We start from the raw sequence: 11,225 nt of genomic DNA on the forward strand, positions 1-11,225 counted from the left end.
ACTATTTTGTTTACCTTTTTTAACGCCAAAGTTGGGCTATTAGCCGCGTGGTGTTTGCACCATAGGGTCAATTTTTATTACACTGCGCACAATTTTAGTTAACGACAAAGAAATAACATGAAAGAAGGGTTTAAAGTTCCCCATACGCTCATCCTGCTACTGTCTATGATGTTGGTGGCTTATCTTGCGACCTGGTTGGTCCCGCAAGGTTTCTTCGATACTGTCACACTCGATAATGGTCGTCAGGCCGTTGTGCCAGGCACCTATGCGCTTGCCGAGGCGCAAACTCGCTTAACGCCCATGGACTTCCTGGTTGCCATTCCGCGCGCGTTTGCCGCTGCACAGGATGTCATTTTCTTTGTTTTCATTGTCGGTGGTGTACTGGCCATCGCGCGTGCTACCGGCACCATTGATGCCTTGATTGGTCGTTTACTTGAGCGCTTTGGTCACAAGCCAAACATTCTGATCTTTATGGTGGTGTTTTGTTTTGCGCTGGCTTCAGGTGCGATTGGTACAGCGGGCGAGTATATTCCTTTTGTACTAATCCTGGTGGGCCTGTGTAAGGCTATGCGTCTGGATGCGATGACCGCCGTGGGCATGGTGGTCACGGGCTACGGTATTGGTTACGGCGTATCTGCCTTTAACCCGTTCACTGTGATGGTGGCGCAAAAGGTGGCAGACATTCCGGTTTATTCGGGTATTGAGCTGCGCCTGGCGATTTTCCTGCCGTTCGTATTAATTGGTTTCCACCATGTATGGAGCTACGCTAAAAAGGTACAGGCCAACCCGGAATTATCTCTGACCAAAGGCCTGCCTTGTCCTTTAGCCGGTACCGCTGAGGCAAATTATCCGACACTCAATAAACGTCATCAAATGATCTTATTTGGCCTGATTGCGGCCATTGTCACTGCGGTTTGGGGTATCTCTCAAAAAGGCTGGTATCTGTATGAACTGGGCGCGGTGTTTATTTTCTGGGGTATCTTTACCACAATAGTGGGCCAAATCGGCGCAGATCGCGCTGCAAACGAATTTATCGAAGGTGTTAAAGATTTGGCAAGTACCGCTATCCTGATTGGTGTCGCACGGGGTATTGCTCTGATCATGGAAGATGGTCAAATACTGCATACGCTGGTTTACGCCATGTCATCACCTTTGTCGCATTTAGGCGCTGAACTGGCAGCCGTCGGCATGTTCATTATGCAAACCTTGCTAAATCTGTTTATCCCATCGGGCAGTGGTCAGGCCTATGTGACTATGCCTCTGATGGCGCCCGTAGGTGACATTATTGGTGTCTATCGTCAGGTCGCAGTCCTTGCCTATCAGTTTGGCGATGGCTTCTCGAATATGATTATTCCAACCAATGCGGTTCTGATGGGGATCATAGGTATGGCAGGTGTGCCTTACCACTTGTGGTTCCGATTCTGTCTGCCCCTGTTTGGCAAACTGATGCTCGCCGCCTCTGTCGTACTCGTACTGGCGGTCACGTTTGGATACGGTGAAGATGTGCAGCCAAAAGTAGAAACCACTGCGCAAATCCAGTCTTAATCATAACAACACATCCCGCAGAGCCTGTGCTCTGCGGGGACTCTCCCCTGAAGAACTTAGCGACCCTGTCTTTATTTACATACCCAGCTCAGCCAATCAATACGGTTAAATGCAGCTTGTCACCCCTATCCAGCTATAGCAACTTACAGCCATAAAACAGATCAATCAGGTTGTTATACCAATTTCACTTAATACCTGTTCAATTTGACGGAGCAAATATGACGCTAACTGTGTTAAAAATTTCTTATTTAGAACAACTAAATAGCAAAATTTTTGCCTGGTTATCGAACATATTTTCTCGCCTCAAAATAGAACACTTAATTAAGCAAATTGGTATTATTCATCTTAAAATGTTAATGCGGGGATAAATTTTAGTAACTCATTTCTTGACAATAGAGAAGTTGAAGTGCTAGAAGTAATTTGAACCCAAAAAAGGAACTTGAAATGAAAATAAAGAAACAGCCTCTTGCCGGCCTCATCGCCGCACTGCTCAGCATGAGTGCATCAGCAACAACAGACCGTGATTACCAGCATCGCTGGCTTGACCCAAATGGCGACCCCATGCTGGCCCTACAGTGGAATTTACTAAACTCGGGTGCGCTGGATAATACCCAATCTGGCATAGATTTGAATTTATGGCAAACTCATATCTGGGGTCATAAAGGGCAGGATGTGCTGGTTGCCGTTGTGGACTCGGGCGTTGACATGGAACATGCAGATCTGGACGCCAATACGATAGATGATCCACACATCTATCCTGACCCTGATGCAAATGATGATCACGGTACTTTGGTGGCCGGGATTATCGCTGCGGTACAAAACAACGTCGGTGTACGTGGTGTTGCACCAATGGCTAAGGTAACGGCGTTTGCTAACTTTGGCGGGACGTTTGAAAGTCATGAGCAGTGGCAAATCAGTCATGGCTATGATGGCGACGTCTCGGACAACTCAACCACAGATCGGATCCGCATCTTCAACAAAAGTTATGGCATGAGCCCGGCGGTCAGTCTTCCTTATACTTTTTCAAAGACGGTCAAAGATGATCAGGGCAAAGATGTACTGATGTTCAGCCAGCCTGAGCAGGAGAAGATCTACGAAGCGGTCTCCCTGTCGACTGAACAAGATCCCCGTACTGCAGTATATGTTCAAGCGGCGGGAAATTCGTATCTGAACTCGCGTGTTCATTATTTTTCAGAAAATGGGCTGGCCTTCTATGGTTATAGCTTTCCGGTTGGGGATAATCATGGGCTACCCTGGGCAAATGGTAACTCGCTTTACACACCAGCCAATTTCTGGAACCTGGCAGTAAGTGCGCTCAGTGCGGACGGTGTGCTGTCCAGCTACTCTACGGTTGGCAGCAACGTGTTTTTGACGGCGCCGGGTGGGTTGGACAGAGGCACGCCAGGCCACGCAGCGCCACGTATTTCCTGTGCCTGGTATCTGGAAAACATCGATGCAAACTTTGACTGCAGTAGTTACGATGATTTTACTGTACTTATGAATGGTACGTCTTCTGCAGCACCGAATACGTCCGGCGCGATTGCCTTGTTGTTGTCTGCTGCGCAGCAACAAAACCATGATCTCACGCCTCGTGACATTCGCCACCTGTTGGCGCGCACAGCCACAAAAGTGGACCCAACACGTGCCGATATTGACGTGAATGGCATTACCGCCTTAGAAGGCTGGAGTACCAATGCTGCAGGCCACACCTTCTCGCCGTACTACGGTTTTGGCCTGATTGATGTGGATAAAGCAACTGAATTGGTACGTCGCTACGCCATTGAGCAATTGCCTTCTGAGCTGGTTAAAACGCCCTGGTATGGCTTGAATGAAGCCGTTAATACGACCATTGCTGATGACGCCAGCCAGACGACAACCGCCACTATTAATGTCACGGATGATCTGTTCATTGAAGGTGTTCAGATCCGGTTAAATGCACAGCATGCACGTATTTCTGATTTGAAAGTAGAGCTGGAGTCACCCAGTGGTACTCGCAGCATTTTGATGTCGCCGTTCAATAACCTGGTTGGCCAGCACCTGGGTTTGCCTGAGCAATCACCGGGGAGTCAGGATGGCTACACGGACCACTTGATGCTCAGCTACAAGTTCTGGGATGAAAAAGCCAACGCCGGAAGCGGTCAGTGGAAACTGCATATTACAGACATGAGTAATGAAACACGCGTACTTGGCATTTATGACTTAAATACGGGTAGCCGATACCATCAGTTAGACAATAACCAAGAGGCGGGTGTGCTACAAAGCTGGTCTATCCGTATTCTTGGTCATAAGAGCAAAGTCACAAAGAAAAAAGTGCTGTAGGTTTGGTGCGGGATATGAGGCTATTTAGTTAGCTTAAAAAAAAGCAGTGCTCAATGAATTGAAGCGCTGCTTTTTTTATGCCTTTTATAACGACTTATCGGGCTTAGAATGTTGCGCGGTAACGAACGCCGAATTCGCTGGCATCATTGCTCTTAATAACCAGGATGTAGTCGCCGGTGTTGAGACGTGCATCGTCGTAACGCTCATCAAAGATGTTGCGGCCATACAGCGAGATATCCCAGTTCGCGTTGGCTGGCGCGTATGAAATATCAAAGTTTACTGTGGTACGGTCATCAATTTGAGTCATACGGCGCGGATCTGAGCTAGGCTCACCATACATGCTGTCGCGGAATGAAACATCAAAACGGGTGTTTACCGTTGCGTTGTTGTCCAGTTCAAACTCATAAGACGGGCTGATTGATGCAGTCCACTCTGGCGTCAGAGGTGCAACCGGCTTGATGCCATTTTGCTCTTCTACATCTACATCCATAAAGCCGAAGCTTGAGTGCAGAGTAAATTGGTCTGTGACGTAGTAGGTGCTTTCAAATTCGATACCACGTGACGTTTGTTCAACGATCAGGTTGTTGGTGTCGAAGCCTGAGTCTGTTACTACGTTAACCTGATATGGCAGGTCTTCATATTCAGTATTGAAAAATGCCACGCTCATGCTGAAGTCGTTAGTTAGCTGGCCTTTAAAACCCGTTTCATAATTGATTGCGCTGATGTTTTCGCTTGCCATGAAGGCATTATTTGCGCGTACAGCTGCTGCGGCATTTGGGTTATCAAAGCCACCCTCACCAAAGAACTGACCGATCAGGAAGTATGGGCGGGCAGGGTATTGACCAGACTGGTAACCAGTCTGAATGGTACCGTACCAGTTAAGGCCATTCTCAAAGGTATAATTCGCGGCAACTTCCCATGAAATCTCATCCCAGTCTTTGCTTGAGTAAATGGTGCCAACAGGGTCGAATACATTAGTAGATGCCGTTTTTTCATCTTCTGTGTAACGCACACCACCACTGAGGCGCAAGTCATCTGTCAGGTCATAGCCCAGGTTAAAGAATACTGCGCGACTGGTCGTTTCCTGATCCAGCTCCAGTTTAGTTGGACCACCATCAAAGCTTGCTTCGTCCGGACTTTGACGGTTGCTGCCTTCTTCGTTAAACCAGTAAATACCGGTTACAAAGTCAGCACGGCCCAGGTAGCCTGTCAGTTGCAGTTCAACAGAGGTTTGATCTGCTTCGCCACGCTCAGGGTAGTGATCAAGCGCGACTGCAGTGCCGTCGTCATCCAGACCGGCTTTATATTCTGATGAGCGCTTACTGAAGATAAACTTGGTTCCATAATCGGCGTTGATGTCGTATTCAGCAGTCAGTGAAAGTCCGTTTGCTTTGTTTGAAACGGTTGCAGTGTTGATGCTGCTGGTCGCGTTGTCGTAAGGGTCGGCGGCAACCATCGCATTGCGCAAGCCGGCTTTATAAAGGCGGCCTTCCGGCATCTCGTCGATTAACACAGTAAACGGACGAGTACCACCTTCGCCATCGTTGGCGTCAGCCGTCAGTACCAGGCGCAGGTCATCAGTAGGGGTGTATTTAACAGAGACACGGCCGTGGAATTCCTGGTTCTCACCTACATCGTACTCAGCATTTGGCAGGTTGGTGAACTCACCTAAACCACCGCGGCGGTTAAAGCCCATGTTGAAGTTAAACGCAAGTGTATCGGTTACGGCCTGGTTGGTAAACATGCTGGCTTTAACACGTCCACGTGTGCCTGTCTCGGCGCTCACCTTAGTCACAGCTTCCTGATCTGGTTGCTTAGTGATGATGTTAATGGCGCCACCGATTGAGTTACGGCCATACAGCGTACCCTGAGGACCACGCAGTACTTCAATACGTTCGATGTTGGCCAGGTTCCAGTTTTGGCCAACCTGGCGGCCCAGGTAAACACCATCAACATAAACGCTTACGCCAGGATCTGTGGTGATCAGGTGGTCCTGTAAACCAATACCGCGAATAAACGGGTTGGCAGAGGAGTTGTGACCTGCTGAGAAGCCAGTAATATTCAGGTTTGGAACAAATTTGCCCACATCAGTGATGTCTGAGATACCTTGTGCATCCAGATCATCTCCTGAGAATGCACTCATAGCGATCGGTACTTCATAGATAACCTGCGAACGCTTGGTCGCGGTTACCGTGATAGCTTCGATTTTTGATTTCTCAGCTTGTGCTTCTTCAGCCAAAACTGGGGCTGAAGATAAGCCGGCCATTGCCAGTGCCATGGCGGTTGCGATCGGAGTAAGATTGCGTGCTGTGGTGCTCATGTATGTTCCTCAAGTTAGAAACGGTTAATTTTAAATCTCGTGTGTGGTGGTTTCTGCGAGGGTAGTCGCCAACCTGGTTGAATGGCTATCGCTGAGCTGACTTTTGACATTTATAAAATTGACGCGCACAAAAAAGCAATCACCATATGGGGACTGCACGACTTTTATTAACAAGAATTTTAAGAATGAAAGGTCAGCAAAAGCTGCTATTCGGTTGGGCGTGCATTCTACAATGGAATGAAATAATTTTGCAATGAAAAATGGTTTAATTTTTTTATTTTAGCGAATTGTTGCATTGCTTTGTCTGCTAATTAGGTAAATTTACATGAATGTACCTTTTTAGTAAAAAGTGGCAGTAATTAAAATGATTATTTCAAAAATGAAAATAAACGGCGTAACCCGTTTTGCTCTTGTCGTGAAATTTATGCTAGCGTGGTGCTATGCATTGGACCCGAATTAGGGTGAAAAAGTCGTAAGGCCAGGAAGGGAGTATGGATTTAAAAAGCACTTTGTGTGCACTGCTGGTCGTGGCGGTGTGGGGGATTAACTTTTCAGTGATCAAACTGGGCCTTGCGGAGCTGCCGCCTATCTTGTTCTCTGGCTTACGCTTCTTAATTGTGGCACTGCCCGCCATATTTTTTATTCCCTTTCCCAAGACGCCGGTGTGGCATGTGCTGGGTGTGGGCTTGTTTCTAGGTGTGATTAAGTTTGGTCTGCTGTTTGTGGCAATGGAAAAAGATGCTTCAGCGGGCATTGCATCGTTATTACTTCAGGCTCAGGTGGTGTTTACGATTGTGCTCAGTGCACTGGTGTTGAAAGAACAGGCAAGTCGGTTTCAGGTCGCCGGTGCGGCCATTGCGTGCACTGGGTTTGGTATGTTCTTTTTGAGCGAGACAGGCAGTGTCACTTTGTATGGCATGGCGTTGATACTGTGTGCGGCTTTGAGTTGGGCGGTGTCCAATCTCATTATGAAACAGCTAAAGCAAGTTAATTTACTGCATTTTATGGTCTGGGTCAGCGCTGTCGCACCACTGCCTTTGTTCGTTTTGTCTTATAATCTTGAAAGTAATGTACCGGTTGCCCTGATCCAAAATACCAGTGCGCAAACCTGGTTAGCGTTACTCTATGTAGGGCCCGTTTCCACCTTGCTGGCGTTTGCTTTGTGGGGCTGGTTACTTGGCAAACATCGCGCTGCGGCAGTGACGCCGTTTGCTTTGTTGATCCCTTTGGTGGGTATGATAGGGGCCAGCGTGATCCTGGGTGAACAGATAAGCCTGTTTGAGGTGGTCGGCGGTGCCGTGATCCTCAGTGGCCTGACATTTTCCGTTCTGGGCGAGCGGTTGTGTTTGTTTTTCTCTGGCAGGACTGGGTTCAAGCGAAAAGCCAGCTGACAATGAGACCGGGCAAAGGTGAGGGTAAATTGAGCAATTTGCCGCGCTAATTCGAATATTCTGACAAGGTGAGCGAATTTTGTTCGTCCTGCAGCAATCTGCGCTAGACAATTGGTCTAAGTCCCTTGAGTATCCCTGCCCAATGTGAAAAAATTCGACACAATTAAAATCCAGTTAATACCAATTTGCTTAATTAAGTGTTTTATTTTTAGGCGAGAAAATAGGGTCGATAACAAGGCAAAGACTTTGCTATTTAGTTGTTCTAAATGAGAAATCTTTAACACAGTTAGCGTCCTATTTGCTCCGTCAAATTGAACAGGTATTAAGTGAAATTGGTATAACTCACATACGAGGAACACACTATGCGCATTATTTTGCTAGGCGCGCCGGGTGCAGGTAAAGGCACTCAAGCTCAATTTCTAATGGAAAAGTACGGTATTCCACAAATTTCAACGGGCGACATGCTACGTGCTGCTATCAGCGAAGGCACGCCACTGGGTCTGGAAGCCAAAAAAGTGATGGATGCAGGACAGCTTGTATCTGATGACATTATCATTGGTCTGGTAAAAGAGCGCGTTGCAAAAGAAGACTGTGCGAATGGTTTCCTGTTAGACGGTTTCCCGCGTACTATCCCTCAGGCAGATGCAATGAAAGAAAACGGCATTGCGGTTGATCATGTTATTGAGTTCGACGTTGCTGACGAAATCATCGTTGAGCGTATGAGCGGTCGTCGCGTACACCCTGCTTCTGGCCGTGTTTATCACGTTGTGTACAACCCGCCTAAAGTAGAAGGCAAAGACGACCAGACTGGTGAAGACTTGATCATTCGTGCCGATGATACAGAAGAAACAGTACGTAAGCGTCTTGGCATCTACCACGACCAGACTAAACCTCTGGTAAGCTACTACCAGTCAGAAGCGGATGCAGGCAATACTCAGTACCACAAACTGGATGGTACTCAGGCTGTTGAAGCGGTAAGCCAGCAACTAGCTGAGCTGTTGGGTTAATTTACTGCCCACATAAACAGAAAAAGCCAGCTTAGATGCTGGCTTTTTTGTGTTTGATTATCAAGCTTTTGCGACAATAATTGCTCTAAGCGGAGCGGGGTAACCCTCAATCGTCTTACTGGGATCGTTCGGATCCAAAAAGTCGGCCAGAGATTCGGTCTGCATCCACTCGGTGCGTCTTTGTTCATCCAAAGAAGTGATGTCTTTATCCACCACCTTGATGTCTTTAAAGCCCACGCGTTGTAGCCACAGCGCAAGCGCCTCACAACTCGGAATAAACCAGACGTTACGCATTTTGGCATAGCGATCTGTTGGCACAAGAACCGTGTTTACATTACCTTCAATGACCAGGGTTTCGAGCACTAACTCACCACCCGGGCGCAACTGAGCTTTTAGCTGAGCCAGGAAGTCGATGGGGGAGCGACGATGATACAGAACCCCCATAGAGAAAACGGTATCAAAGGCTTTCAAATCCGGAAGTTGCTCCACACCCAGAGGTAACAGATGGACATTCGGATCCGGATTAAAGTGCTTGATGGCCTGAAACTGGCTCAAGAATAGGTCAGAGGGATCAATTCCCACGACAAACTCAGCCCCCGCACCGCGCATGCGCCACAGGTGATAACCAGAGCCACAGCCGATGTCGAGCACGCTGCGGCCATGTAAGTCGCTGATATGTGGTAACAAACGATCCCATTTCCAGTCGCTGCGCCATTCGGTGTCAATGTCGATACCATGAATATGAAACGGGCCTTTGCGCCAGGGCATCATGCGTTTGAACAGATGTGTCAATTGCTTCTGATGTCCCTCAGAGAGTGGCTCCTGACGGGTAAAGGATACTTTGTTCTCAATGTCGACTTGATCGGCTGGCAGATCAGGGAGGTTTTTGAGCACCTTTTCCCATTGTGACCAGTCACCGTGCTGGGCTTCTTTTTGCCAGTGAGACAGTTGTGCCGGCAGTGTTTCCAGCCAATGGCTGAGGGGGCTTTTCGCAATAGCGGCATAAAAATCGGTAAACCAGGAATTCATAGTCTTTCTCTTATTTAATCGCTACCAGGGAGCAGAAGTTAAAGCACTGATACCACACCTGAGTATGGGCAAATCCTATCTGTTTCAGGCGGTTTTTGTGGGTGCTGAGGCTGTCGGTGCGCATTACGTTTTCAATGGCAGTGCGCTTTTGGCTGATCTCCAGCTCTGAATAGCCATTGTGGCGTTTGAAGTCGTGGTGCAGGTCAATCAACAAATTATCTTTGATGTCGTTTTCACCTTTGATCTTCTCCGAAAGCAGCAATACGCCGCCGGGTTTCAGCCCCTGATAAATTTTTTCAAGCACAGCGGCTCTTTGTGTCTGGGGGATAAACTGCAAAGTAAAGTTCATGGCAACAACGCTAGCGTTGCTTATCTCTAACTCGTTAATGTCGCCCAGTTGTACGTCTACCGGTACGTCTGATTTGAAGCCTTTCAGATGCATCTGGCAGCGTTCGACCATAGGCTGGGAGTTGTCTACGGCAATAATGCGGCAATTTTCTTTGTCGATATTACGGCGCATACTGAGAGTGACCGCCCCCAGTGAACAGCCCAGATCATACAGGTTTGAATTGCTCTGTGCGTATTGCCCGGCCAGTTTACCCATGGTACTGACGATGGTGGCATAACCCGGCACCGAGCGCTGGATCATGTCCGGAAATACTTCTACAACGTTTGCGTCGAAGGTGAAGTCTCTGACTTCTTGCTCTGTGGCATATATACTGTCTTTGCCCGTCACACTGCTAGTCCAATTTGTCTTACAAAAAAATAATCATGCTATTTTAGCATTTTATACTAGATAGTCAGTGATAAATTGAGTAGCTTGGCTAGTATTAACAATAAGAAGTAAGTTAGAGAACCAACATGGCGAAAAATAAAGTGATCAGCACAGAAGATATCCTATCCACATTATGTCACTCGGTGACTGAGGTTTTATCCTCGGCCAGTGGCAATCAGATTGCCTACTCGGCAATGGTACAGAAGATCACCCGTACCTGTATGCGTCCAGACATTGGTTGTTTTGTTCTGTTTGACGGTGGTTTTACCGGTCTGGTGGTCACCAACTTCACCGCACAGGCTGCAATGGAAGTTTATCAGGACTATATGCGTTCTATGGGCATGCCGGAAAACGAAATTGCACAAAGCCACTTGTCGGATGACGTATCCAATGTGATGGGTGAGCTGATGAACCAAATCGTTGGTGATTTCACCAGCAAAGTGCGTGAGCAGCTTCACACGTCTATCACGCAGAACCAGCCCAAAATGATGGCCATTAACAAACAGGTTCAGATCTCGGTGGATACCACAATGGACAGGCCACAGGCGCGCCGCGTGACGTTCACCACTCAGGGTCAGAATATTTTCTATCTGGAACTGGCCATGGACAAGACCGAGTTCATTAAGTTGCACGATTACGACATCACTGAAGCCGTTGATCCGGACGACATTATTGCCAGCCAGAGAACCAAAAAAGCGGAGGTGGCTAAAAAAGAACAGGCATCAGCAGAAGATGTCGCAGACGACGACTTTATGGCGGATCTCGGCCTGTAATCAAGCCTTCACCTATATCTGTGTAGCCCGGGTTGCAAAGGGCTGCACAATTCCTATCACCTCTGC

At 47.8% G+C, this 11,225-nt stretch carries 8 protein-coding genes; 5 read left to right on the forward strand and 3 right to left on the reverse strand.

Features of this window, described 5'->3' with window-relative positions; translation table 11 throughout:
• Positions 1-117 precede the first annotated feature (117 nt).
• Together L1285_RS12380 and L1285_RS12385 are read left to right on the forward strand one after the other, a co-directional pair.
• Positions 118-1,545 carry a YfcC family protein gene (locus L1285_RS12380; RefSeq protein ID WP_235412569.1) on the forward strand — a complete coding sequence of 476 codons (1,428 nt, stop codon included), beginning with the start codon at positions 118-120 and terminating at the stop codon, positions 1,543-1,545.
• Between the two features lie 444 nt (positions 1,546-1,989).
• Positions 1,990-3,864: a S8 family serine peptidase gene (locus tag L1285_RS12385; protein ID WP_235412570.1), complete on the forward strand. Its 1,875-nt coding sequence runs from the start codon at positions 1,990-1,992 to the stop codon at positions 3,862-3,864.
• 103 nt (positions 3,865-3,967) lie between these two features.
• On the opposite strand, the gene L1285_RS12390 is transcribed toward L1285_RS12385, so the two are convergent.
• The gene (locus L1285_RS12390; protein ID WP_235412571.1) at positions 3,968-6,184 is read right to left on the reverse strand and encodes a TonB-dependent receptor; all 2,217 of its coding nucleotides are present in this window, start codon (positions 6,182-6,184) and stop codon (positions 3,968-3,970) included.
• A 491-nt stretch (positions 6,185-6,675) separates the two neighbouring features.
• Here L1285_RS12390 and L1285_RS12395 point away from each other — a divergent pair, with 491 nt between their 5' ends.
• Positions 6,676-7,575: an EamA family transporter gene (locus L1285_RS12395; protein ID WP_235412572.1), complete on the forward strand. Its 900-nt coding sequence runs from the start codon at positions 6,676-6,678 to the stop codon at positions 7,573-7,575.
• Positions 7,576-7,937: 362 nt separating this feature from the next.
• On the forward strand, positions 7,938-8,582 hold the full coding sequence (gene adk / locus L1285_RS12400; protein ID WP_010385354.1) for an adenylate kinase: 645 nt from the start codon (positions 7,938-7,940) through the stop codon (positions 8,580-8,582).
• Positions 8,583-8,642: 60 nt separating this feature from the next.
• On the opposite strand, the gene cmoB is transcribed toward adk, so the two are convergent.
• Positions 8,643-9,611 (reverse strand): tRNA 5-methoxyuridine(34)/uridine 5-oxyacetic acid(34) synthase CmoB, encoded by a 969-nt coding sequence (gene cmoB / locus L1285_RS12405; protein WP_235412573.1) that lies wholly within the window; start codon positions 9,609-9,611, stop codon positions 8,643-8,645.
• Positions 9,612-9,621: 10 nt separating this feature from the next.
• Positions 9,622-10,347 (reverse strand): carboxy-S-adenosyl-L-methionine synthase CmoA, encoded by a 726-nt coding sequence (gene cmoA, locus L1285_RS12410; protein ID WP_235412574.1) that lies wholly within the window; start codon positions 10,345-10,347, stop codon positions 9,622-9,624.
• A gap of 125 nt (positions 10,348-10,472) precedes the next feature.
• Here cmoA and L1285_RS12415 point away from each other — a divergent pair, with 125 nt between their 5' ends.
• On the forward strand, positions 10,473-11,159 hold the full coding sequence (locus L1285_RS12415; RefSeq protein ID WP_235412575.1) for a DUF3334 family protein: 687 nt from the start codon (positions 10,473-10,475) through the stop codon (positions 11,157-11,159).
• Positions 11,160-11,225: the final 66 nt, after the last annotated feature.

Source organism: Pseudoalteromonas sp. DL2-H2.2, assembly GCF_021532535.1.
In the GTDB taxonomy this organism is placed as follows: domain Bacteria; phylum Pseudomonadota; class Gammaproteobacteria; order Enterobacterales; family Alteromonadaceae; genus Pseudoalteromonas; species Pseudoalteromonas rubra_A.

Bases quoted from the DNA above. Each gene is read 5' to 3' on its own strand.
- L1285_RS12390 (WP_235412571.1), bottom strand. From the start codon at position 6,184: ATGAGCACCACAGCACGCAATCTTACTCCGATCGCAACCGCCATGGCA.
- cmoB (WP_235412573.1), bottom strand. From the start codon at position 9,611: ATGAATTCCTGGTTTACCGATTTTTATGCCGCTATTGCGAAAAGCCCC.
- L1285_RS12380 (WP_235412569.1), top strand. From the start codon at position 118: ATGAAAGAAGGGTTTAAAGTTCCCCATACGCTCATCCTGCTACTGTCT.
- L1285_RS12395 (WP_235412572.1), top strand. From the start codon at position 6,676: ATGGATTTAAAAAGCACTTTGTGTGCACTGCTGGTCGTGGCGGTGTGG.
- L1285_RS12385 (WP_235412570.1), top strand. From the start codon at position 1,990: ATGAAAATAAAGAAACAGCCTCTTGCCGGCCTCATCGCCGCACTGCTC.
- adk (WP_010385354.1), top strand. From the start codon at position 7,938: ATGCGCATTATTTTGCTAGGCGCGCCGGGTGCAGGTAAAGGCACTCAA.
- L1285_RS12415 (WP_235412575.1), top strand. From the start codon at position 10,473: ATGGCGAAAAATAAAGTGATCAGCACAGAAGATATCCTATCCACATTA.